Here is a 23,765-nt window from a genome sequence, read left to right as displayed (position 1 = left end):
GTCATCTCAAGCGTCCAATCCCATGAAGCGGCGCACGCGCAGCGTCGCGGCGTCGGTAGTCGTTGCCTGGCGGATGTGCTGGGGCGATGCATCCAGCTGGACCAGGCCGTTTTCCATGAACAGCACGCGGTCCGAGATGGTCAGCGCAAAGTCCATCTCATGCGTGACGATCACCATGGTCATGCCCTCCTGGGCCAGATCCTGAATCACCCTCAGGACCTCGCCGACCAGTTCGGGGTCCAGTGCCGAGGTCGGTTCGTCAAACAGCATCACGTCAGGCGACATGGCCAGCGCCCGGGCAATGGCCACCCGTTGCTGCTGGCCGCCGGAGAGCTGGTGCGGGTATTTGTGCTGGTGCGCCAGCAGGCCCACCTTGTCCAGCAGTTGCAGGGCCCGGGTCTGGCGCAGCGCCGGATCGGCCGCCTCGTGATGGTAACGCGGTGCCAGCAATACGTTCTCCAGCACGCTCAGATGAGGGAACAGGTTGAATCCCTGGAACACCATCCCGATGCGGCCGATGCCATGGCGCACCAGCCTGCTGTCGAGCGAGGCATTGGCGCTGATATAGCCTTCACCGAAGAGAATGATCTCGCCCTGGTCGATCTTTTCCAGCGCATTGATGGTGCGGATCAGCGAGGTCTTGCCAGAACCCGAGGGGCCGATGATGGAAATCACCTCGCCCTTGCGTACGCTCAGGTTCACTCCTTTGAGCACCTGATGCGGTCCGTACGCTTTGTGGATGTTGACCAGCTCCAATGCGCTCGGCTGGCCTGCAGCATGACTGGCCGCCGGCGCGACCGGCGAGCTGCCGAGCTGCTTGCGCAAGGCCGCGCAGTCGGCCTCGACCAGGGTTGCGGGACGGCGCTTCTGCAGAACCAGCCGGCGTTCGAACCAAGCCAGCAGCGTGCTGAAGAGCGTCACCAGCAACACGTAATACACGGCCACGCCAAGCAGGGTTTCCATCACCAGGAAATTCTGCGAATACAGCCGCAGGCCCGTCATCAGCAGCTCGGGCAGGGAAATCACCGATACCAGCGAGGTGAGCTTGATGATGGTGACATATTCGTTGATGAGCGTGGGCAAGGCGATCCGGAACGCCTGCGGAATGACGATCAGCCGCATCGTGCCGAACAGGCTCAAGGCCAGCGCACGTCCGGCCTCGCGCTGGCCACGGGCGACCGACTGCAGGCCGCCGCGGTGAATCTCGGCCATGTAGGCGGCCTCAGTGAGCACCATGGCCACCAGCCCGGCAAAGAAGGGATCACCGACAACGGCGCGGGTCAGCGGAAAAATTTGCGGCAGGTTGAAGACCACCACCACCACGACCAACAGCGGCAGGCTGCGAAAGAGCCAGATATACAGCCCGGCGGCCCAGTTGATCCAGCGCGTGCCGGAGGTGCGGGCGCAGGCCAGCAAGAAGCCCAGCACCATGCCCAGTACCCACACCAGCGAACCCAGTTCGACCACCGTGAGACACGCGCGCCAGAAGATCCCCATTGAAAAGAGGGACCAGAAATACGACCAATCCAATGCCATGCGAGAGCTCCCGGTGGTTCAAGGTCGACGTTACTTGGCTACCGCCACGGGCTCAAGATCGTATTTCTTGATGAGGGCTGCGTATTCCCCGCTGGCATGGCCTGCTGCCAACGCTTTCTGCAAGGCGTGGTACAGGACGGTATTGCCCTTCTTGACGTAGATGCCCAGCGTCTGCGGATACACCAGTGCCGGCGAACTGATGACGATGCGGCCCTTGCTGCGCTCGGCCAGCATCTTGGCGGCACCGGCGATTTCCATCTGGGCCTGGATGTTCTTCGACAGCAGGGCCTGCGAGGCTTCCGGCGCGGTCGGGAATTCGCTCACGGCCACGGCGGGCTTGCCCCGGGGCACACAGTATTCGGCCGAGAGTTTCTTCAAGGCGTTGACCCAGCTGGTCCCTGCTTGCAGGCCGACCTTGAGACCGCACAGGTCGTTTTCGCTCTTGGGCATGACGCCGCCGTCCTTGGCCACCATGATGGCCGCACCGGTCTTGCCGTAGGCAATGGCATCAGCCTGAGCAGTGCGCTCGGGCGTGATGTACATGCCGGAAATGATCGCATCGAACTGACCACCGCCCAGGCCCAGGATCAGGCTGGGGAACTTGGTATCGATGAAGGAAGGCTTGAGCTTCAATTCCCGGCCCAGCATCTCGGCGATGTCCGGATCGAAACCGACAACCTTGTCGCCCTGCCAGGATTCAAAAGGGGGGTAGGTGATTTCCATGCCGACCTTGAGCTGGCCGGGGACCATGGTCTGCGCGGACGCTGCTACCGGCAGCAAGGCTGACAGGGCCAGCGTGAGCAGGTTGCGCTTGAACGAAATGCGGCGGGCGGTGTGGGTCATGGCGCGGAACTCCTTCTGTAAGCGGGCTAAAAAAGAAATGTGGACGAGATCTCAATGACCGGCCGTCGTCCGGGGCCGGGTATAACCAAAACTGCCGGGCTTCAATGCGTCCGCAGACATCGCCAACTCGCCTGCTTCCACCTTGCGCTTGAGGTAGGTATAGGTCTGCTGAGCCTGCGAATACATGTGTTCTCCGATGGACAGCTCACCGTAACGGGTCGCGTCTTCAGATCCGCTGGCAAACTGCGGCAAGGGCCGGATACGCGTGTGATAGTCGCAGGCGAAAAACAGCGGGAAGGAATAGCGTTCCTGCTGCACCTTGCGCACGCGGTGCGAAGTGGCGGGGAAGGCGCCCGCGGTCATCACTTCGAGCATGTCGCCGATATTGATGACGAAAGCTTCCTCGCCGGCCACCGAACAGGGTGGCGCGTCGATCCAGGCGCCCTGGTCGTTCATCACTTCCAGGCCGGGCTGATCGGCCAGCAGCAGGGTGAAGCATTCGTAATCCGTGTGGGCACCGATGCCGGGCGCATCGACCGCTTCCAGGTCGACCGGATAATGAATCAGCCGCAGCTTCGAGGGCGGACAGGTCACCAGGGACTCGAAGGCATCCTCGGGCTGGCCCAGCGCCAGCGCAAAGCCACGGAACAAGGTGCGGCCAAGCGCGAACACCGCCTCGTAATATCGGGAGACGGCCTCCTTGAAACCCGGCAGCTCGGGCCATTTGTTGTTGCCGATCAGGGGCGTGCCGGCCAGTACCAGCGGATGATCATCCGGCACCTCGAAACCGATGTCGAAGGCTTCCTTGTGATCGGGCCGGCCCTTGGAATAGACCTCTTCGCCCTCGGGCACATAGCCCTTGTGGCCCCAGGCATCGCCGATGTAATAGCGCATCTTCCACGGCATCGGCTGCGCAAACAGCGCGCGGCTGGCCTCGCGCAGGCCGGCGATCAACTGCGGATCGATCCTGTGGCCGGTGATGTAGAAAAATCCGACCTCGCGCGCCGCCGCACCCAGCTGGTCGGCAACCGCTTGGCGCAGTGCCGGCTCGTCGCGATAAAGGCCGCTGATATCGATCACGGGCAAGGCCGTGAAATTGCGCTGTCCGGTATGCATGTTCAAACTCCTGCGGTAGAAGACGACTGCGTTGATGACGAAGAACCGATGCCATGCTGTTGTGACCAGCGTGCAAAATGCGCGCGCTCCTGCTGCGCCATCCAACGATTGAGTTGCCACAGGTCAGCCACGGGGCTGCGGGTATAGGGCAGCAGATGCAGGTAGCCGTCCGGACCGAACTCCGGCGTGAGCGTGCTGGTGGCATAGCCGCTGGCGTGCTGGAAAGACCAGATCGTCTCCCAGATGCGCTGATGAAACGCCAGCTCGGGCGCATATTCGGGCGCGGCCGGATCCGGGACCTGCGGCCCCTGCGCATAGCCCACGCGCGCCTGTACATGTTGTACACGCTCAAGGAAGGGCGTGAGGTCATCCAGCGGGTCATCCAGCAAGCGCTCGCAGACCACGACCCAGTGGCTGATGTCGGCGGTGTAGCGCAGCCGGGGCAGCTGGCGCACGATGTCCAGTGTGATCCAGGGACTGTAGAACGAACTGGCGCGATGGGTTTCGAAGCTGCAAGGCACGCCCGCATCATCGGCCAGGGCCTGCGCCCGTCCCAGGAAATCGACTTGTTCCGTCAGGGGCCAGCGGTCGTTGCCGGCCAGCAGGTTCACGAAACGGGGCTGCAGTTCCGCCGCCGCATCGAAGGCGCGCGCCAGGTGCTGCAAATGCACCTCCGGCCGGTCGGCCTGGCGCGGAACGACGTCCACGCCACTGAAGACGATGGCGATGTAATCCAGCGCCTCGGCCTGCAGGCGGTCGCGCAATGCGCGCCGCTCCTGCAGCGCCATCGGCAGGCGCGCTTCCAGGCCGCTGCAGCCGGCCTCGCGCAGTTCGGCCACGCAGCGGCTCCAGGGTTCTTGCATGCCCCAGCCGCTGCGAAAGATCTTCAGCTCCATGGCCGGCCTCTCAGCGGTAGGTCACGCCGGGCAGCACACACAGCATTTCGTAGAGCAGGTTCGCGCCCAGCTGCGAGGTATTGCCGCTCAAGTCATAGGGAGGCGAGACCTCCACCAGATCACAGCCCACGAGGTTCATGCCACGGCAGCCACGCACGATTTCCAGGGCCTGGATGGAAGTCAGCCCGCCCACTTCGGGGGTACCGGTGCCGGGTGCCCAGGCCGGGTCGATGCCGTCGATGTCGAAGCTCAGGTAGACCGGGCCGGCGCCGATCTGGGCGCGTACTTCTTCCATCAGCGGCGCCAGCGAACGATGCCAGCATTGCTCGGCCTGCACCAGGCGGAAACCCTGGTCCACGCCCCACTGGAAGTCGCCGCTGGCGTAGCCCTGCGCACGCTGTCCGATCTGCACCACCCGCTTGCAGTCGAGCAAGCCCTCTTCTACGGCGCGGCGGAAGGTGGTGCCATGGGCGATCTTCTCGCCGAACATGTCGTCATTGGTATCGGTATGGGCATCGACGTGCACCAGGCCCACCGGGCCGTGCTTGCGTGCAATGGCGCGCAGGATAGGCAAGGTGATGGTGTGGTCGCCGCCGAGCGTGAGCGGAATGACCGGATACGCCATCAACTCCTCATACGCTTCTTCGATGACGCGCACCGATTCGAGCAGGTTGTAGGTATTGATGGCGACATCGCCGATGTCAGCCACCGACAGGGAATCGAAGGGCGCGGCACCGGTGGCCATGTTGTAGGGGCGGATCATCACCGATTCCGCGCGGATCTGGCGCGGACCGAAGCGGGTCCCGGCGCGCAGGGAGGTGCCGATATCGAGCGGCACGCCGATGAAGGCCGCATCCAGTCCCTCGGCGCTGTCCATCGCGGGCAGGCGCATCATGGTCGAACGGCCGGCAAAGCGCGGCATGTCGTTGCCGCTTTGGGGCTGGTGGAAGACTTTGGACATTGCGTATCACCCTTGTTCTGGCAGCAACAGCAGGCTGCGACGAAGCGAATATACAATGGCCGATAGTTCTCAAAAGATAGCTGTAATCAAATAATAAGTTGTTAGAATTCGAAACTGATTTCGGGCACTGAACGCGCGCCCTCCTCCATGCAAAGACGATTTATCCATGACCCCAGGCATCGATTTCAAGTTGCTGCGCATATTCGCCGCAGTGGTCCGCCACCAGGGATTCGCCCGGGCCCAGCAGGAGCTGAACCTGACGACCTCGGCCATCAGCACCTACATGGCCCAGTTGGAGAGTGATGTCGGCTTTACCGTCTGCCGGCGTGGACGGGGTGGTTTCGCGCTCACGGACAAGGGAGAACTGCTGCTCTCGGAAACGCTGCGTGTGCTGGGGGAGGTGGACAGTTTCGAACGCTATGCCCAGTCGCTCAAGGGCGAACTGGGCGGCACGCTGACGATAGGGGTGCTCGATACGACGGTGACCGATCCCTCCCTGCCGATGGCGGAGGCGATCGGAATGTTTTCCAGCAAGTTTCCGGGCATGCACCTGAACCTGCTCATCCGCAGCCCCTACGAACTGCAGAAGGGCTTGCTGGACAATGAACTCGACATCGCGGTGGGCTTTTTCCCCGCCAAGGCCAATGGCCTGATCTATCAGCCGCTCTACCGCGAGCAGCAGTGGCTGTATTGCAGCGACCGGCACCCCTGCTTCCAGCAGCGCAACCTGCGCGCCTCGGCCGTCTCGGAAATGAGCGTGGTCAGCCGCAGTTACTGGAGCCAGACCGAGCTGAGCCGGCACGGTTTCAAGCGCAGCGTGGCCACGGTGGAAAGCATGGAAGCGCAGTTGATCCTGATCCTCTCGGGCCGCTACATCGGCTATCTGCCGGAGCACTATGCGCAGTCTTGGGTGGAGCAAGGACGATTGAAAGTCTTGCTGCCGTCCGAGTTTGGCTACCAGTCGCAGTTTTCCCTGGTGCTACGCCGAGGCCGCAGCCGCGAACTGCCTTTGCAGGCAATGCGCGAACTGCTGCAGACCGGCAAGCGCGGCAGCAAGCGCTAGCAATGCGCCTGCTGCCATCTGTGCAGGGTGCCGCCGTGCGCTTTATTTGCGTGCCGTCCCGCCTGTCTTGGGTTCATTGCGCACTACCGCTCCCCGCACCTCGAAGCGCACGCTATCGAGCGCCTTGCCCTGCTTGTCCTGCAGCACCAGCACATGCTTGCCGGGCCAGGGCATCCAGTCGAAGTCCAAGGCTTCTTCCCCAGCGGCCGTAAAGTTGGCCGCCACCTTCTGCGCCTGTACCCTGCCCGCCCGCATGACCTCCTGCGGCATCAGCTTGCCATCGAGCATCCAGCGGCTGCCCGCAGGCGCGCCCTGCGCGCGGAAGCGGATGCGCTGACGCGCCGGCGGGATATCGGGGTCCAGCGCAGCGAGCATGCCTGTGGTGGGATAAGTGATGGCGGGACGAATATCGCGCGCATGCGCCAGGCGGATCTCGGCCTGGCCGGTGCCCGGTAAAAAATATTCGGTGCGCGCCGCTTCCACATCCTGCTCGTAACGGATCATCTGCGCCTGCACGCCGGCCGGTTTTGCGGGCGGGCCGTTGCCCGCATCGCGTCCGCCGCTGCGGCCTCGTTCATGCAGATATTGCATGACCTCCTGCCACACCGGTGCCGCACCGGTCACGCCGGACACGTCCCACATCGGCGCGCCAGAAGCGTTTCCGACCCATACCCCTACGGTATAACGCGAGGAATAGCCGACACACCAGTTGTCGCGCATGTCCTTTGAAGTACCGGTCTTGACCGCCGTCCAGATACGGGTGGACAGCGCATTCTCCAGGCCGAAGGTGCGCGCGCGCGCACTGCGGTCGGAGAGGATGTCGCCGACGATGTAGGCGGCATCGGCGTCCATCACCTGCGTGGTACGCGCTGGCGTGCGCGCTTCATCGAGCCGGGTGCGCAAGGGTGTGTAGCGGCCTTGATTGGCCAGCACGCGATAGGCATTGGCCAGATTGGCCAGCGTGACGTCGGCGCTGCCCAGCGCGAGGCTGTAGCCGTAATAATCACCGCTCTCGCGCAGGTTGAAACCCAGCGCCTGCAAGCGACGGAAGAAGCGCTCGGGCGTGACCATCACCAGCGTGCGCACGGCAGGGATATTGAGCGAGGAACCCAGCGACGTGCGCAGGCTGACCAGTCCCTTGTATTGCTTGTCGTAGTTCTGCGGAATGTAGAGCCCGGCCGAGGTGGCGAGGTTGACGGGTGAGTCATCCAGCAGGGACGCGGCCGTCAGCCATTTCTTTTCGATGGCCAGTTCGTAGAGGAAAGGCTTGAGCGTCGAGCCCGCCTGTCGCTGCGCCACCACCCCATCCACATTGGCGGCTGCCGACAGCGGGCCGCTGGAACCGACCCAGGCCAGTACCTCGCCGGTGGCATTGTCGATGACGATGACGGCACCATCCTCGATGTTGCGCTCGGCCAGTCCGGCCAGTTGATGACGCAGGGCTTGCGTGGCAAAGCGCTGCAAGGGCGCATCCAGCGTGGACCGCAATTGCTGTCCGGGCGCATTCAACAGCTTGCGGGCCAGATGCGGCGCCAGCTGCGGTGAATCACTCGTCCCCGGCAAATCACGCTTGGCCGACACGCGCGCCAACGCCAGCTCGGTGCGGCCATCCATGCCGCTGCACTGCTCGCCTGCGCCCTCTTCCTTGAGAATGGCGCAGGCGCGTTCGGTCACGCGGCGCGGCGTCGCATTGGGCGCACGGATCAACGCGACCGCGATGGCCGCCTCGCCCTGGTCGAGTCCGCTCGGATGCTTGCCGAACATCACGCGCGACAGCGCATGCACGCCTACCAGCTCGCCCCGGAAGGCTACCAGGTTGAGATAGGCTTCCAGGATCTGGTCCTTGCGCCAGTTGCGCTCCAGCGATTGTGCAATCCACGCCTGCGATACTTTCTGCGTGAGCGAACGCACGCCGGACTTGCGGCGCAGATCGTCATAGATCAAACCCGCCAGTTGCATCGTGATGGTGGAGGCACCGCGTGTCTTCGTATTCCACAGGTTGCCCCAGGCCGAGGCAGCTACAGCGCTCCAGTCGATGCCGCTGTGCTGGTAGAAACGCCGGTCCTCGGAGGCCACCAGGGCATGCCGCAGCGCCGGGGATACGTCTTCCAGTTTGACCCAGGACAATTTGCGCTCGTCCATGTTCACGCGCATGCGCTGCAACAGCTCACCGTTGCGGTCCAGCAGGCTGGCTTCCGAGGGCAGGAAGTTGCGCTGTACTTCGTTGAACGATGGCACGGCATTGGCTGCGGTGGGCATCAGCAGAGCCAGCACCAGCGCGCTGATCGAAACCAGCGCGCCGGGCCGGAGGGGGCCTGCGGTCATGCGCATCACTGCGCCGCCTTCACGACCAGCTTGCCATTGGGGACTTCACCGAACATTTCCGGCGCATACATCGCTTCCACGCGTGTGGGCGGCAGATTGAATTCACCCGCATTGTTCAGGCGCACCGTGTAGTTGATGCTGGTGCGGCCCTTGGGCATGGCCTCGTAATACGCGCGATAGGCTTCGAAGCTGCGCTCTTCATAGGCCAGCGAGCCCATGCCACGGTCACGCGGGGCCTCCTGCTTGCCCTGCGCAATGGCCGAGTCGCGGCCCAGGCCGGAGCCCAGCAGGGTCGCACCGCCCGGCACCGGATCACTGACCACGACCCAGGTCATCTCGGCTTGCGCGTCGATGTCCAGCGTCACCCGCAGCACGTCGCCGCGTGTATATACACCGGCCTGCTTCTGCTCGATGGCCTCGACCTTGCGGGTGATGCGATAGCCGGCCGCAAAAGGCTGCTTCAAGGGGACCGCTGCCAGGCTCTGCAAGGTCACCCAGGGCTTGCCGTTGCCCTCTTGCGTCAGGCGCACGCTGCCACCCTGCGCACTGCCTTCCGGCCAGGGCAGCTGCAGCTTGCCGCCGTTGGCGGCACCGCTCCAGGCCAGGCTCTGGGTGGCGGTGCTGGTGCCGTTCTGCTCCAGCGTGGCACGGGTGGTGCCGGTAACAGGTTCGGATTCGAACTTGCGAGCGAATTTCTCCAGCGCCAGGCTGCCCCAGACGTTGGCCGTGGTGGTACTCCAGTGACCGCGCTGCTGGCGGCCGATGGCACCGGCGATCAGGCGCGGCATGTCCTCGCGCCAGGCCGGGTTGTTCAGCTCCAGCAGGATCAGGCGGTTGGCATTGGCATCGGCGCTGCTCATGAGCCACCACCAGTAATCGCCCTCTTCATTGGAGAAGCCCATGCGCGTGCCCTGGAAGTTCAGGCGGGCGCGCAGGATCTGGTCGGCTTGCTCCAGCTTCTTGTCGCGCTCGGGGATGGCAGAGACGCGCTGCAGGATGCCGATCCAGTCCAGCAGGCCCGAGGTGGGCCAGACGTTGGGATTGATCTGGATCGAACCCAGCATCGCGGGTTGCACACGGTTGTAGCGCGACAGCGCTTCCAGGGCGGCCAGCTTGCGCACGTCCAGATCCTTTTGCGGCGACCAGAAATCGCGCATCACCTTGCCCTCCACGAAGGCCGCGAGGCCATCCAGCATCTTGTCGCGGCTGGCTTGCGGGATGGCATAGCCGGCTTCGTTGGTGGCCGCCAGCAGATAGGCCGTCAGCGTATCGCTGCCGCGGCGCGCGCCACTGTCGCCAGGCGGGAAGTAATACGCCAGGCCATCGCCATCCAGATAGGTCGGCAGGTCGGCCACGATCTTCTGCCATGCCGCTTCATCGCGCAGGCCGATGGCCTTGGACGTCTTCTGCTCCAGGCAGGCGAAGGGATAGTTGACGAAGTAACGCGTGAGCGCATCGCTGCCACCGGCCAGGCTGGGCTTGAGCGAGAGCGCCAGGCCGCCGCGTCCCGGCAGGCTGTCGGCGGGTCGCGCGACATTGATGGCGGCACTCTTGTCCAGCTGGAACAGCGTGGCCTGCTGCACCGTGACCGGCACGGCCGGCACGACGCGCTGGGTGAACTTCATGGCGTCTCGCGCTTTCTGTCCGCCCTGCTCCTGGGCGCTGATTTCCCAGGCCAGCTGGTTGATGCCTTCCGGCGTCTGCACCGGCCACATGACTTCGGCAGACTGTCCGGCTGCAATCTTCACCTCACGTTCCGGCAGAGTCAGCGTGCTCGCCGTAGTACCACCTTGCGCACGCGCGGCGACCTTGATCGTCATATCGTGCGTGGTGGTATTGCGTACGGTGACGCTGCCGTTGAAGTTGTCGCCCTCGCGCACCAGCGGCGGCAGGCCGGAGATGACCTGCACATCCTGCGTGGAGCGGATGCTGATGCTGCCGGTGCCGAAATCGCTGATGCCATTCTCGGCGATGGCGACGATACGGAAGGAAGTCAGCGCATCATTGAGCGGCACATCCAGCTGTGCCCTGCCGTCTGCATCCAGCGTGACATTGGGCTTCCATACCAGCAAGGTATCGAACAGTTCACGCGTGGGCGCACGGCCACCGCCCCCGCCAGCAGGCGTGGCCTTCTTGCCGTAGTGGCGCTTGCCGACCACCTGCATCTGGGCCGTTGATGTTTCGACGCCGTAGCTGCGACGTTGCAGCATGGCGCGCAGCACATCCCAGCTGCCATTGGGTTGCAGTTCCAGCAGTGCTTCATCGACGGCGGCCAGGGCGAATTCACCACCGGCGGCGGGCTTGCCGTTGGGCAGTTTCACTTGCACTTGGACCTTGGCCGTGGCGCGGATGGGATAAGCCGGCTTGTCGGTGCTGACGGCCACTTGCAGGCGATGGCCCGCATCACCCACGTTGACTTCGGCGATGCCGAATTTCCAGGCCGGCTTGGAAAGATCGACGATGGGGCCCGGTCCCTGGTATTCGCGGAATTCATGCCACCAGTTGATCGGTTCCTTCCAGCCCCAGATGAAGAAGGAATACCACGGCACCGCGCGCATGCGGCCGCGCACGGCCAACACCGACACATACACGTTGGGACCATACTCGGCCTTCATCGGTACGCTGATGGTGGGGTCCTGGCCGGACAGCTGCACCACGCGCGTATCGATCACGCCTTCACGCTCCACCGCGACCAGCGCGGTAGCGTAGCGGAACGGCATGCGGACCTGGAAGTTGGCGGTCTCGCCGGGCTGGTAATTCTTTTTCTCGGGCAGGATGTCGATGCGGTCCTGGTTCTCGCCATCGAACCAGACTTCGCCGCGTCCGGTGACCCACACCGAGGAACGGGCGGCAGCCGCATTGCCATTGCCATCCTTGGCGCTGGCAATCAGCTCTACATTGCCCGCTTCGGACAATTCGGTATCGCAGTTGAACATGCCGTGCTGGTCGCTCTTGCCAGAGCAAAGCTTGCCGAGGTCCTGCTTGCTCTCGTCGTTTTCATAAGCGTAGAAGCCGCCGACCATGCGCTTGCGGTGCGAATTGGTCTTGCGGGCCAGGCCACGGATTTCCACCGGCACACCGGCCTGCGGCTGGCCTGCAGTATTGAGCGTGACGGCGGTCAGCGTGAGCTTCTTCTTCACCGAAACCCAGTTGCCGGTGCGCAGGCCCACCACCACCGCCGACGGCCACAAGGGCGTGACGTTGGAGATGGTCTGCACTTCGCCATTGGGATCGCTGTAGGTCATCTCGGTGAGCAGTTCCTGCGGGCGCTGCAGCGCGGGCAGCTTGCCGATGACGGCGCGGCCGGCACCGTTCTTGTCGAGCGTGACGGCGAGCTTGTCGGCGACGATCTTCTGGTCATCAGCATTGCTGTCATCGTCATTACGCGGCGCATCGAAGGAGAATCCGTCGTAGCCAGCGATGTTGACCGAACGTGACCGCAACAGCGACGACACCTGCACCGCCTGGTTGGCGGCGGCACCGCCATTGATGTAGTTCAGTTGAAGATCCAGCGGCAGTTCCTTGATGGCCACTTGCGCACCCTTGGGCGGCGTAATGCGTCCCTGCATCAGGGGCAGGCGGAATTCCTCGACGCGGAAGCTGCCGGTCACATAGGTGCCTCGGCCATAGCCTGCTTCATTGTCGCCGTCATCGGATTGGCCATTGGCATTGCTGCTGGCAGCGGGATCGACCGTGCCCTGGTCGAGCACGACCTCGTAGCTGCCCAGCTTGGCTTCCTTGGGCAGGGTGAAACTGGTCTCAGCGCTCTTGTTGCCGCGCCAGTTCAGCGCGAACTGGTATTGCTGGCCGCTACCGAGATGGCTGATGCGCACCCGCGTAGGCAGGTCTTCCTTGCGCATGAGGCCGAAGCCCTGCATGGTCTCGGTGCGGATCACGTGCTTCATCGAGACCGTCTCGCCGGCACGGAACAGGGTGCGGTCGAAGATGGTAGTGGCGCGGGTGGTGGCCGACTTGTCCATGTCGGTCGGCAAATTGAAGCGCCAGGATTCGATGCCTTCATTCCACGAGGTCAGCGCAAAGGCCATGTCCTGGCGGCCCTTCTCGTCGGTCTTGCGCGCGCTCACGAAGAGGCCGCTGATCTTGTCGGCGTTCTCCGCGCTGTAGCCGCGGTTCACGCAGGCATCTTCCAGCACCGGCATCATGGCCACGCCGCTGGCGTTGGTCTTGCCCTGCCAGAGCTGGGTGCCGTCGCAATTGGAGACGCGGATCTCGGCATCTGCTACCGGTTTGGCATCGTCCAGCCGGGTTACCCAGACGGCGCCATTGGCGCGGCCCAGCTTGACGTGCACCGACAGGTTGGTCACCAGCGCGCTGGTGCGCACATACATCGGCCGCGGCTTGCCCAGCAGCGACGCGCCCAGCTTCTGGGATTCCAGTTCTACCACGTAGAAGCCCGGATCCTTCAGGGGAATGCCGATCACTTCAAAGGGCCATTCGCCCTCCTTCGCGTCCTTCTGTGCGGGAAGATCGAGTTTCTTCGCACCGGGTTCCTTGGCCAGCAGGCTGACGCTGCGCGTATCCACCTTCTTCGGATCGCCCCACTTCTCGTGATACTTGTTCAGGCGCGTGAGCCAGGCGATGACGGCCTTGTCGCCATCGACCTTCAGGTCGGCGACCTGGCCTGGCATGGCGCGGCCGTCCTTGCCACGCACCAGCAGCCCGGCTTCCACGCGGCGCAGTGTGACCGGCAGTGTGGGATCAGCGTTGAGCTCGATGATGCCAAAGGGGGCGGCCGGGAATTTGGCCAGCGGCGGGAAATCCGCCAGCGCCGATTTCAGCGGGAAGGCCCCTGCATTGGCCAGGGTGCGCCCATCTTCATCCTTGAAGCCGGAAGGCAGGCTGATGGTGAAGTCGGATTTCTCCGGGAACGGCGGCTTGAAGCGCAGCTCTCGCACGGCTTCGTCCTTGTCTCCTTCCAGCGTGGGCTTGATCTTGCCGGTGGTGGCATTCATCACCACCTGCTCTGCCAGCTTGCGCGGCACCGGGGCCGAGAACGACAAGATGACCGGCAGGATGGGCGAGCAGGCAGCGTTGGCATTCTCGCGCTGGCACGAGAGGCTGGCGGCGAATTCGCTGCGCACCTGGAAATTGAAGACCTGCGGCTTGGAGGTCACGATGGAAGGCGCATTGGCAGCGGCAATGCCACGATCCCAGACCAGCTTCACGTGCGCCTCGTTGGGCAGGCGCTGCTGGCACTGCACGATGGTGACCGACGCCGGGTCGGAGCCCTTGGCGAACTGCTGCAGCAAGGCCTTGCGATCAGCGTCGCCGACGGCCTTGGTGGGAATGCGCTCATTGATGCCTTCGGCTTCGCAATACAGGTGGTCGCGAACCGTAGCCTCGGTGGCCGGCCCGTTCTGGAACAGGATGAAGGCCTGGTCTTCCGCAATCTGTGCGCCGCTGTAGGGTTCGACGCGGCTCACCGCCGGGCCGCCGGTACTGAACTGGAAGCGCGTCTTGCCGCTGACCGTGTTGCCGGCGACGGAACGGGCATCCGCGCGCAAATTGAAACTGCAGCGGGTACCGGGTGGCAAGTCGCGTTCGAAGTCGTAGACCCAGTTCTTGTCATCGGCCCAGCGTGCCGTGCCGCTGATGGCGCAATCGGCATCAAAGGGCGAGGCCGCCTTGGGGTCGCCGAACTTGACCATCGATTCCGAGAAGCGCGCGCGCACCTGGCGGATGCGCTGCACTTCGCCCTGCGGCGAAAAGGACAGCACGCTGGCATTGGCCGCATGCGCAGCCGGTGCGGTGAGCACCGTGGCCGTGCCGAGGCTGAGCAAGGCCGCTCCGGCCAGCAGCAGCCCTTGCAGCGGTGCGCGGCACATCGCCGCGATCGATGGACGGCCTGTGGCCATGCCGTTTTCCGTGTGCTTCATCTTGTTCTCTCCGGATCAATCTTGTCGTGATGACAGCCACAGGATCCTTCCCCCTTGCGGCAGTGCTGGCGCTCAGACTGGAATAACGGCAAAACGTTTCCGATTTACAGCTTGCATTGCAAAAAATCCAGAAAACAGCTGATCCGGCGCGATAGCTGGGTGTTGTGGTAGTACACCGCCGAGATCTTTTGGCGGAAGCCGCTATCGTAATGATCCAGCAGGCGCACCAGGCGGCCTGCCGCCAGGTCGGCCGCGGTCATGAAGTCGGACAGGCAGGCAATGCCCTGCCCCTGCAGCGCCAGGTGACGAATGGTCTCGCCGCTCGAGGCGCGAATCGCCGGACGCACCTGATAGCGGTCTCCCGCAGTGTGGCGCAGCGGCCAGTGATTGAGGCTGTCGGGCTGAGAAAAACCGATCAGCTGATGCTGCTCCAGCGCTTCTACCGACTCCGGCGCGCCGGAGCGGGCCAGGTAATCGGGACTGGCGACGATGTTCAGGCGCGCTGAACTCAGCGGCCGCGCATGCAGGGTGGAATCCTGCAGCTCGCCGATGCGGATGGCGATGTCGGCGCGCTGCTCCACCAGGTCGATGAAGCGGTCATTGGTGGTCAGCTCCAGTTCGATCTCCGGATAGGCGGCGCGGAAAGCGCCCACATGCGGCACCACACAGTGCAGCATGAAAGGCACGGCCGCATCCACGCGCAACTTCCCGACCGGCTTGCGCGTGCGCATGCGCACCGTGTCTTCGGCCTGCTCCATGGCGGCCAGAATGGCGCGCGCCTGCTCGAGGAAGGCTTCGCCCTCTTCGGTCAGCTCCATACGGCGCGTGGTGCGGGTCAGCAGGCTCGCGCCCAGCTTCTCCTCCAGCCGCGACAGCGCGCGGCTCACCCCGGACGTGGTCTGCTCCAGCACTTCGGCCGCAGCCGAGAGCGTGCCGGCCTCCACGACCGCGACGAAGTTGCGCAATTCCTCGGACTGAATGCTCATTGTTGACTCCGGATCAAATATTCTTTGATTGTAACGGCATTTTTCTCAACAAAGACTGCGCGCACAATCCTTCACATCGCTGCGACTCTATTTCGGGTTCGGCAGCCGGAAACCCTCATTACTCCTCATTCTGGAAGGATTGCCATGCCAATTGCACTTTGGGCGCTGACCATCAGCGCATTCGCCATCGGGACTACCGAGTTCGTCATCATGGGCCTGCTGCCGGAAGTAGCGACCAACCTGAGCGTGAGCCTCTCTTCGACCGGTCTGCTGGTGACCGGTTATGCGCTGGGCGTGTTCGTGGGCGCCCCGCTGGTCACGGCCACCACCGGACGCCTGCCGCGCAAGACCTTGCTGATCGCCTTGATGGTGGTTTTCGTCATCGGCAACCTGGCCTGTGCCATCGCGCCGGGCTATGCCACGCTGATGATCGGGCGCGTGGTGGCCTCCTTCGCCCATGGCGCCTTCTTCGGTGTCGGCTCGGTGGTGGCCACCAGCCTGGTCCCCAAGGAGAAGCAGGCCTCGGCCATCGCCCTGATGTTTACCGGCCTGACGGTGGCCAACGTGCTGGGCGTGCCCTTCGGCACCTGGCTGGGTCAGATCTATGGCTGGCGCGCCACCTTCTGGGCCGTCACCGTCATCGGCGTGATCGCGCTGGCTGCGACCGCCGTGCTGGTGCCGCGCTCGCAAGGCGGTGAAGAAGCTGACTTCGGCAAGGAAGTGCGCGTGCTCATGCGTCCGCAGGTCATGCTGGGGCTGTTGATGACGGTGTTGGGCTTTGGCGGCGTGTTCGCGGCCTTCACCTACATCGCCCCGATCCTGACTGACATCAGCGGTTTCCCGGCCTCGGCGGTCTCGCCCATCCTGCTGCTGTTCGGCCTGGGACTGGTGATCGGCAACCTGGCCGGCGGCAAGCTGGCCGACCGCAAGCTCATGGCCACCCTGCTGGGCAGCCTGGTGCTGCTGGCGGTGGTATTGGTGCTGTTCGGGCTCACCAATGAAAACAAGATCGCCGCCATCATCGGCGTGGGCCTGATGGGCATGGCGGCCTTCGCCACCGTGCCGCCACTGCAAATGCGCGTGCTGGAAAAGGCGACCGGTGCGCCCAACCTGGCCTCCTCGGCCAATATCGCGGCCTTCAACCTGGGCAATGCTGCGGGTGCCTGGCTGGGTGGCGTGACCATCGATCATGGGCCGGGCCTGCATGCGGTGCCTTACGTGGCGGCGCTGCTGCCGCTGGCAGGGATTGCCGTGGCCCTGGTGAGCTGGAAGATGGATGCACGACCGGCCGCGCTGACCCGTACCGAACGGACTACCCCCATCTGATTGACGGAGCCCGCCATGACCCAGACCCCAAGCACTTCCCCGCCGCAGCGCCAGACCGCCCTGGTAGTGGGCGCCCACGGCGTGATCGGCAGCCAGCTGATCGAACACCTGCTGTCCCTGCCGCAGTGGGAGGTGATCGGCCTGTCGCGCCGGGGTGGCGAGCACCGCAAGCAGGAACGACTGCGCCACGTTTCCGTGGATCTGCTCGATGCCAGCGATGCCAGACGCCAGCTGGCCCCGCTGGAACAGGTCACCCACGTGTTCTATGCAGCCTATCAGCATCGCCCCAGCTGGAGCGAACTGGTGGCCCCCAACCTGGCCATGCTGCAGAACACGGTGCAGACGGTGGAAGCCCACGCGCCCGGCTTGCGCCATATCAGCCTGATGCAGGGCTACAAAGTCTATGGCGGTCATCTTGGCCCCTTCAAGACGCCGGCGCGTGAAAGCGATGCGCAGTTCATGCCGCCCGAGTTCATGTTCGACCAGCAGCGCTGGCTGGAACAGCGGCGCGTCGAGTCAGGCCGCTGCTGGAGCTGGTCGGCACCGCGTCCGGCGGTCGTGGGCGGCGCGGCCCTGGGCAACCCGATGAACCTGGCGCTGGCCATCGCGCTGTATGCCTGCATGAGCAAGGCGCTGGGGCTGCCGCTGCGCTTTCCCGCCAAACCGGGGGCTTACGACAAGCTGGTCGAAATGACCGATGCCCGCCTGCTGGCCAAGGGCACCGTTTGGGCCGCCACCACCGAAGCGGCTGCCAACCAGGCCTTCAACATCGGCAATGGCGACCTGTTCCGCTGGAGCGAGATGTGGCCGAAGATCGCCCGTTATTTCGGCATGGAAGTGGGCACGCCGCTGCCGCTGAAACTGGCCGAGGTAATGGCGGACAAGGCGCCGTTGTGGGAAAGGATCGTCACAGCACATGGCTTGAAGCAGCATCCTTATGCTTCACTGTCGGCATGGGAATTTGCCGACTTCGTGTTCTCGTGGGACTACGACATGTTCGGCGATGGCAGCAAGGCCCGGCGCCTGGGCTTTCACGAGTATGTGGAGACGGAGCAGATGTTCTATCAACTCTTCGATACCTTCAAGGAACGCAAGATCATTCCGTGGTCCTGAAGCGTTGCACCGGTCATCAACAGACGAAAAAAAGAGCTTGCCGCGGCAAGCTCTTTTCACGTCTGACATCAGCTTCAATCAAACCAAAGCGAACGATCAGGCACCCTTCTTGATCCAGGCCGCCAGCTGATGCGGGCCCAGGCCGTCATATTCTTCGAACGGCTGGTGAATCCAGGGATTGGTCGGCAGGTAGTCGATGTGGAAATCGGGTTCCACGACCGAGCAGGCCTTCCACCAAAGGACGGCACTCTTGATCTCGGTGACGGACGGGTAATGCTCCTTCAGGTGGACCATCACCTTCTGCAGGGTGACGCCGGAATCAACCAGGTCGTCCACCAGCAGGATGCGGCCACCCAGGGTTCCCTTGGTGATGGTGATGTACTTGGCGATGTCCAGGGAGCTGCGGATGGTGCCGGCCGCTTCCCGGTAGGAGCTGGTCGAGAGAATGGCCAGCGGGACATCGAAAATGCGCGACATCACGTCACCCGGGCGCAGGCCGCCGCGCGCCAGGCACAGCACCTGGTCGAACTGGTAGCCGGATTCGTAGACCTTCAATGCCAGTCGTTCGATCAGGCGGTTGTAGTCGTCCCAGGAGACCCAGAGGTCTTTGTCGTCAGAGATCTTCATATTGTTGATTGCTTCGTAGTGCCTTGTGCCCTTGCGGGCGATTGCGTGGTGAATTACTTGAACGGATGGCGCAGGACGATGGTCTCTTCGCGGTCCGGGCCGGTGGAGATCATGTCGATGGGCACGCCCACCAGTTCCTCGATGCGCTTGATGTAAGCGCGGGCGTTGGCCGGCAGAGCGTCCAGCGTCTTGGCGCCGACGGTGGTCTCGGACCAGCCGGGCATTTCTTCGTAGATCGGCTCGCAGGCAGCGGCTTCTTCAGCGCCGACCGGGAAGATGTCCACGGTCTTGCCGTTGAGCTTGTAGCCGGTGCACAGCTTCAGCGACTCCAGGCCATCGAGCACGTCCAGCTTGGTCAGGCACATGCCGGAGACGCCATTGATCTGCACCGAGCGCTTCAGCAGCGCAGCATCGAACCAGCCGCAACGGCGCGCACGGCCGGTCACGGTACCGAATTCATGACCGACCGACGCCAGGTGCTTGCCGGTGCCGGCGTCCGTCGGCAGTTCAGCCGGGAACGGGCCCGAACCGACGCGGGTGGTGTAGGCCTTGGTGATGCCCATGATGTAGTGCAGCATGCCCGGACCCACGCCCGCACCGGCGGCGGCATTGCCGGCCACGCAGTTGCTGGAGGTGACGAACGGATAGGTGCCATGGTCCACGTCCAGCAGGCTGCCTTGCGCGCCTTCGAACAGGATCTTGCCGCCGGCCTTGTGGATGGCGTACAGGTCGCTGGAGACGTCGGTGACCATGGGCTTGATGCGCGGCACGTTGGCCAGGGCATCGTCCAGGGTCTTCTGGTAGTCCACCGGCTGGGTCTTCAGGTAGTGGGTCAGCACGAAGTTGTGGTAGTCCAGGTTGGCCAGCAGCTTTTCGGCAAAGCGCTTTTCGTTCAGCAGGTCAGCCACGCGGATGGCGCGACGGGCCACCTTGTCTTCGTAGGCCGGGCCGATGCCCTTGCCGGTGGTGCCGATCTTGTCCACGCCACGGGCCGCTTCACGCGCCACGTCCAGCGCCACGTGATACGGCAGGATCAGCGGACAGGCGTCCGACACCTTCAGGCGCGAGCAGACTTCCACGCCGGCGGCTTCGAGCTTGTCGATTTCGCGCAGCAGGTCGGGCACCGACAGCACCACGCCGTTACCGATGTAGCAAGCCACGCCTTCGCGCATGATGCCCGAGGGAATCAGTTGCAGCGCAGTCTTCTTGCCGCCGATGACCAGCGTGTGGCCGGCATTGTGGCCGCCCTGGAAACGCACCACGCCCTGGGCGTGATCGGTCAGCCAATCGACGATCTTGCCCTTACCTTCGTCGCCCCATTGCGTACCGATGACGACGACATTCTTTGCATTGCTGTTCTGTAACATGACTCAACCCAAGTTTTTGATAATCCAGTTTCCATTGCTGAAATCGAGTGCGCGATCGCAATCGAATTCGTCCTGATCGTGTTCGTGGCCGGGAAGGCTTTGGATCACGATCTCTCCCGCTTGCCGCAATTGCGCTATTTTCTCACGCAGACCGGCGTCCCTGCCCCAAGGGGCGAGGATGGCGCGTTTTCGTTCTGCGCCCGGCATCAGTCGTGCCAGTTCACGCAGGTCCAGGGAGAAGCCGGTGGCCGGCCGCGCACGGCCAAAAGCTTCACCCACATGGTCGTAGCGGCCGCCGCGCACCACCGCATTGGGCAGGCCCGGCACATAGGCTGAGAACATCACGCCGCTGTGGTAATGATAGCCGCGCAGGTCGGCCAGATCGATGGTGACAGCCGCCCCTTCATGGCCGGCCGCCAGTTCCACCAGGGCCTGCAGCTCGTCGAGCGCCTGGCCGATGCCCGGCAGCGCCGGCAAGGTGATGCGCGCGCGCGCGATGACGGAAATGTCGCCGTACAGGTTGGGGAGCGCCAGCAAGGCTGCGCGCGTGCCTTCCTGATAGGAGGCGGTGATTTCCTTCAAGCCCGGCACATCCTTGGCCTGCAGCAGGCCGAAGAGCTGGGCTTCATCACGCTTGGCACCGGCATCGTTGGCAATGATGGCGCGCAGCACGCCGACGTGGCACAGGTCCAGGCGGATGGTGCGCATGCCGGCCAGGGCCAGCGAATTGAGGGCCAGTTCCTGGATCTCGGCGTCGGCTTCGATACCGGCGTGGCCATAGATCTCGGCACCGATCTGGATCGGTTCGCGGGTAGCGTGCAAGCCCGTCGGGCGCGTATGCAGGACGCTGCCGGCATAGCACAGGCGCGTGACCGAGGCGCGATTGAGCAGGTGGGCGTCGATGCGCGCCACTTGCGTGGTCATGTCGGCGCGTACGCCCAGGGTGCGGCCGGAGAGCTGGTCGACCAGCTTGAAGGTGCGCAGGTCGGTATCCTGGCCGGCACCGGTGAGCAGCGATTCGAGGTATTCCAGCAGCGGCGGCATGACCATTTCATAGCCATAGAGGCGGAAATTGTCGAGCAGGCGCCGGCGCAGTTCCTCGATCTTGCGCGCTTCGGAGGGCAAGACATCGGCGATGTTTTCGGGAAGAAGCCAGTTAGGCATAAACAAAAGTCAAAGCAGAAAAAAACGGTTTGCGTACTTGCGTGGTTCGGACAGCCAGATCAGAAGCAGCCGCCCAGACGAACAATCGGGGCGGTCCGGGAATGCCTGCCGCCCCTCTTCTTGCACACCGGGAAAATTGCACCCTGGCACATTGTGTCCGACCAAAAAAGGAAAGATGCCCTTTACCAGCGGCATCCATCCGGTTTGCCCTGCCCGCCGGAAATACGCAGCGGCGCAGAACTGTTCACATTATCGCCTGATAAGCAGATTTTTACTTCTTCGCAGCGCTGGTATTGCCGCCGCCGACTCCCTTGAAGTACTTGAAGAACTCCGAGCTCGGATCCACCACCATCACATCATGACGGTTCTTGAAGCTGGCACGGTAGGCTTCGAGGCTGCGATAGAACTTGTAGAAGTCCGGGTTCTGGCCGAAGGCCTGTGCGTAGATCTGGGATGCCTTGGCGTCGCCGGCACCACGGATCTTTTCGGATTCGCGATAGGCTTCGGCCAGGATCACCACGCGCTGGCGATCGGCGTCGGCGCGGATCTTTTCGGATTCGGCAGCACCGGTGGAGCGCAGCTCATTGGCAACCCGCACGCGCTCAGACTTCATGCGTTCGAACACCGAGTTGTTGATCTGGTCCACGTAGTCCACACGGCGCAGGCGCACATCGATGACTTCCACGCCGATCTGCTTGGCTTCATTGGCCACGCGGGCCTGGATGGCATCCATGACGTTGTTGCGCTGGCTGGAAATCACTTCGCGCACGGTGCGCTTGGTAATTTCATCATTCAGCGCCGCCTTGACGATCTGCGACAGGCGATCTTGCGTGCGGCGCTCATCGGCACCAAAGCTGACGAAATACAGGCGCGGATCGACGATGCGCCACTTGACGTAGGCATCCACCAGCACGTTCATCTTTTCGGCGGTGATGAAGCGGTCGGCGTCAGGGGTATCCAGGGTCTGGATGCGCTTGTCCAGGTACATCACATTCTGGAACGGCGGCGGCAGCTTGAAGTGCAGGCCGGGTTCGCTGATGACCTGCTTGACTTCACCCAGGGCAAAGACGATGGCCGAGGAACGCTGGTCGACCACGAAGATGGTGGACGAAGCCAGCCAGATCGCCACGACGGCGACGATGACGGAAGTGACGAGGCGGCCCATCAGCGCACCTCCCTATCACGCGCATCACGGGGATCGCGGTTTCTCGAATCTCGCATCAGCTCGGAAGAATACACAGTGTCGTTTCCTGCAGTCGAAGTGGTGGACGCCGCGCCCGCCGAGGGCTGTACGGTCGACGATGCCGGGGCCTTGCCGCTGGCCGGGGCCGCGTCGCCGGCACTTTGCTGGATCAGCTTGTCCAGCGGCAGGTACAGCAGGTTGCTACCATTCTTGGCATCGACCATGACCTTGGTGGTATTGGCGAAGATCTGCTGCATGGTTTCCAGGTACATGCGGTCGCGGGTGACGGCCGGGGCCTTGGCATAGGCTTCCTGCACCTGGGTGAAGCGCGAGGCATCACCTTCGGCGTTGGCGGTCACGCGGGAGCGGTAGGCTTCGGCTTCTTCCAGCAGGCGCGAGGCGGCACCGGAGGCGCGCGGAATCACGTCGTTGGCATAGGCCTGGCCTTCGTTCTTGAGGCGCTCACGGTCCTGGCCGGCCTTGACGGCGTCGTCGAAGGCGGCTTGCACCTGTTCAGGCGGTTGCACGCCCTGCATGGTGACGTTGGTGATCTGCACGCCGGACTTGTAGCGATCCAGGATCTGCTGCATGCGCTGGCTCACGTCGAGCGCCACCTTTTCACGGCCTTCGTAGAGGACGAAGTCCATCTTGCTGCGGCCGACGATTTCACGGATGGCCGTTTCGGCAACCTGGCGCACGGAATCATCCGGGTCACGGTTGTTGAACAGCCATTCGGCGGCATTCTTGAGCTTGTACTGGACGGCAAACTGGATGTCGATGATGTTTTCATCATCGGTCAGCATCAGGGATTCCTTGAGCTGCTTGTTGCGCACGTTGCCGCGGTAGCCGATTTCGGCGGTACGGACCTGCGACATGTTGACGATCTCGTGGCCCTGGATGGGATACGGCCAGCGCCAGTTGAAGCCTGGCAGCGTGGTGTGGCTGTAGCGGCCGAAGGTGGTGACCACGGCAGTCTGGCCTTCCTGCACGATGAAGAAGCCGCTGGCCAGCCAGAGGAAAGCCACGATCACGGCGATCACGCCCACGCCGATGCCGGCGCCCTTGACGTCGCCACGATTGAAGCCGCCGCCACCGTTGCCGCCGTCGGAACCGCCACCGCCCTTGCGGCCCAACAGGCCGGCGATGCGCTGGTTGAAGTCGCGCCAGAGCTGGTCGAGGTCGGGCGGGCCGTCGTTGTTGCCGGACGGTTTTTCGGGCCGTTTGTCGCCGTTACTTCCGTTATTCTGATTCTCGCGGTTGTCGTTTTGCGAACCACGTCCCCATTGGGGGTCGTTCAACGAAAACTTGACACCGATTTTCCTGAATAAAGACACAAGCATGCGTTTGCGTTCCGGCTGAAGT

General features: G+C 63.5%; 16 protein-coding genes. 3 read left to right on the top strand and 13 right to left on the bottom strand.

Going from position 1 to position 23,765, the window contains the following annotated elements; all coding sequences use genetic code 11:
- Window positions 1-6: 6 nt before the first annotated feature.
- The 5 genes from ACWHXP_RS05210 to speB are packed head-to-tail and all read right to left on the bottom strand — an operon-like array spanning window position 7 to window position 5,352.
- Window positions 7-1,536, bottom strand: coding sequence for an amino acid ABC transporter permease/ATP-binding protein (locus ACWHXP_RS05210; RefSeq protein ID WP_489634338.1), 1,530 nt, complete (start codon window positions 1,534-1,536; stop codon window positions 7-9).
- A gap of 30 nt (window positions 1,537-1,566) precedes the next feature.
- Window positions 1,567-2,379, bottom strand: coding sequence for a transporter substrate-binding domain-containing protein (locus ACWHXP_RS05205; protein WP_489634339.1), 813 nt, complete (start codon window positions 2,377-2,379; stop codon window positions 1,567-1,569).
- Window positions 2,380-2,430: 51 nt separating this feature from the next.
- Window positions 2,431-3,495, bottom strand: a complete 1,065-nt coding sequence (locus ACWHXP_RS05200; protein ID WP_489634340.1) for an isopenicillin N synthase family dioxygenase — start codon at window positions 3,493-3,495, stop codon at window positions 2,431-2,433.
- A gap of 2 nt (window positions 3,496-3,497) precedes the next feature.
- Entirely contained in the window at window positions 3,498-4,391 is an 894-nt protein-coding gene (locus ACWHXP_RS05195; protein WP_489634341.1) for a sugar phosphate isomerase/epimerase family protein, read from the bottom strand.
- A 10-nt stretch (window positions 4,392-4,401) separates the two neighbouring features.
- Window positions 4,402-5,352: an agmatinase gene (gene speB / locus ACWHXP_RS05190; protein WP_489634342.1), complete on the bottom strand. Its 951-nt coding sequence runs from the start codon at window positions 5,350-5,352 to the stop codon at window positions 4,402-4,404.
- A 166-nt stretch (window positions 5,353-5,518) separates the two neighbouring features.
- On the opposite strand from speB, the gene ACWHXP_RS05185 reads away from it, so the two are divergent.
- A complete protein-coding gene (locus tag ACWHXP_RS05185; protein ID WP_489634343.1) occupies window positions 5,519-6,415 on the top strand; it encodes a LysR family transcriptional regulator in 897 nt (298 codons plus the stop codon).
- Window positions 6,416-6,457: 42 nt separating this feature from the next.
- Here ACWHXP_RS05185 and pbpC read toward each other — a convergent pair whose 3' ends face one another.
- The 3 genes from pbpC to ACWHXP_RS05170 form a co-directional block, all read right to left on the bottom strand.
- Entirely contained in the window at window positions 6,458-8,746 is a 2,289-nt protein-coding gene (gene pbpC / locus ACWHXP_RS05180) for a penicillin-binding protein 1C (protein WP_489634344.1), read from the bottom strand.
- A complete protein-coding gene (locus ACWHXP_RS05175) occupies window positions 8,746-14,637 on the bottom strand; it encodes an alpha-2-macroglobulin family protein (protein ID WP_489634345.1) in 5,892 nt (1,963 codons plus the stop codon). Before ACWHXP_RS05175 ends, pbpC begins: the two co-directional genes overlap by 1 nt.
- 104 nt (window positions 14,638-14,741) lie before the next feature.
- On the bottom strand, window positions 14,742-15,623 hold the full coding sequence (locus tag ACWHXP_RS05170) for a LysR substrate-binding domain-containing protein (protein WP_489634346.1): 882 nt from the start codon (window positions 15,621-15,623) through the stop codon (window positions 14,742-14,744).
- Window positions 15,624-15,767: 144 nt separating this feature from the next.
- Between ACWHXP_RS05170 and ACWHXP_RS05165 the strand changes: the two genes are divergently transcribed.
- Both ACWHXP_RS05165 and ACWHXP_RS05160 read left to right on the top strand, forming a co-directional pair.
- On the top strand, window positions 15,768-16,949 hold the full coding sequence (locus ACWHXP_RS05165) for an MFS transporter (protein WP_489634347.1): 1,182 nt from the start codon (window positions 15,768-15,770) through the stop codon (window positions 16,947-16,949).
- A 15-nt stretch (window positions 16,950-16,964) separates the two neighbouring features.
- The gene (locus ACWHXP_RS05160; protein ID WP_489634348.1) at window positions 16,965-18,062 is read left to right on the top strand and encodes an SDR family oxidoreductase; all 1,098 of its coding nucleotides are present in this window, start codon (window positions 16,965-16,967) and stop codon (window positions 18,060-18,062) included.
- Window positions 18,063-18,158: 96 nt separating this feature from the next.
- On the opposite strand, the gene ACWHXP_RS05155 is transcribed toward ACWHXP_RS05160, so the two are convergent.
- The 5 genes from ACWHXP_RS05155 to hflK form a co-directional block, all read right to left on the bottom strand.
- Window positions 18,159-18,689: a phosphoribosyltransferase gene (locus tag ACWHXP_RS05155; protein WP_034332511.1), complete on the bottom strand. Its 531-nt coding sequence runs from the start codon at window positions 18,687-18,689 to the stop codon at window positions 18,159-18,161.
- Window positions 18,690-18,742: 53 nt separating this feature from the next.
- Window positions 18,743-20,056: an adenylosuccinate synthase gene (locus ACWHXP_RS05150; protein ID WP_088753376.1), complete on the bottom strand. Its 1,314-nt coding sequence runs from the start codon at window positions 20,054-20,056 to the stop codon at window positions 18,743-18,745.
- 3 nt (window positions 20,057-20,059) lie between these two features.
- Entirely contained in the window at window positions 20,060-21,220 is a 1,161-nt protein-coding gene (locus tag ACWHXP_RS05145) for an ATP phosphoribosyltransferase regulatory subunit (protein WP_489634349.1), read from the bottom strand.
- 271 nt (window positions 21,221-21,491) lie between these two features.
- On the bottom strand, window positions 21,492-22,385 hold the full coding sequence (gene hflC / locus ACWHXP_RS05140) for a protease modulator HflC (RefSeq protein WP_134222767.1): 894 nt from the start codon (window positions 22,383-22,385) through the stop codon (window positions 21,492-21,494).
- Window positions 22,385-23,743, bottom strand: a complete 1,359-nt coding sequence (gene hflK / locus ACWHXP_RS05135; protein WP_121041885.1) for an FtsH protease activity modulator HflK — start codon at window positions 23,741-23,743, stop codon at window positions 22,385-22,387. The genes hflC and hflK overlap by 1 nt, the downstream gene beginning before the upstream one ends.
- Window positions 23,744-23,765 lie beyond the last annotated feature (22 nt).

This window comes from Herbaspirillum sp. Her2 (assembly GCF_057961375.1).
This window is presented reverse-complemented; position numbering and strand designations above follow the sequence as displayed.

Coding starts and splice junctions, on each gene's coding strand:
- ACWHXP_RS05210 (WP_489634338.1), bottom strand. CDS start 1,536: ATGGCATTGGATTGGTCGTATTTCTGGTCCCTCTTTTCAATGGGGATC.
- ACWHXP_RS05205 (WP_489634339.1), bottom strand. CDS start 2,379: ATGACCCACACCGCCCGCCGCATTTCGTTCAAGCGCAACCTGCTCACG.
- ACWHXP_RS05200 (WP_489634340.1), bottom strand. CDS start 3,495: ATGCATACCGGACAGCGCAATTTCACGGCCTTGCCCGTGATCGATATC.
- ACWHXP_RS05195 (WP_489634341.1), bottom strand. CDS start 4,391: ATGGAGCTGAAGATCTTTCGCAGCGGCTGGGGCATGCAAGAACCCTGG.
- speB (WP_489634342.1), bottom strand. CDS start 5,352: ATGTCCAAAGTCTTCCACCAGCCCCAAAGCGGCAACGACATGCCGCGC.
- ACWHXP_RS05185 (WP_489634343.1), top strand. CDS start 5,519: ATGACCCCAGGCATCGATTTCAAGTTGCTGCGCATATTCGCCGCAGTG.
- pbpC (WP_489634344.1), bottom strand. CDS start 8,746: ATGCGCATGACCGCAGGCCCCCTCCGGCCCGGCGCGCTGGTTTCGATC.
- ACWHXP_RS05175 (WP_489634345.1), bottom strand. CDS start 14,637: ATGAAGCACACGGAAAACGGCATGGCCACAGGCCGTCCATCGATCGCG.
- ACWHXP_RS05170 (WP_489634346.1), bottom strand. CDS start 15,623: ATGAGCATTCAGTCCGAGGAATTGCGCAACTTCGTCGCGGTCGTGGAG.
- ACWHXP_RS05165 (WP_489634347.1), top strand. CDS start 15,768: ATGCCAATTGCACTTTGGGCGCTGACCATCAGCGCATTCGCCATCGGG.
- ACWHXP_RS05160 (WP_489634348.1), top strand. CDS start 16,965: ATGACCCAGACCCCAAGCACTTCCCCGCCGCAGCGCCAGACCGCCCTG.
- ACWHXP_RS05155 (WP_034332511.1), bottom strand. CDS start 18,689: ATGAAGATCTCTGACGACAAAGACCTCTGGGTCTCCTGGGACGACTAC.
- ACWHXP_RS05150 (WP_088753376.1), bottom strand. CDS start 20,056: ATGTTACAGAACAGCAATGCAAAGAATGTCGTCGTCATCGGTACGCAA.
- ACWHXP_RS05145 (WP_489634349.1), bottom strand. CDS start 21,220: ATGCCTAACTGGCTTCTTCCCGAAAACATCGCCGATGTCTTGCCCTCC.
- hflC (WP_134222767.1), bottom strand. CDS start 22,385: ATGGGCCGCCTCGTCACTTCCGTCATCGTCGCCGTCGTGGCGATCTGG.
- hflK (WP_121041885.1), bottom strand. CDS start 23,743: ATGCTTGTGTCTTTATTCAGGAAAATCGGTGTCAAGTTTTCGTTGAAC.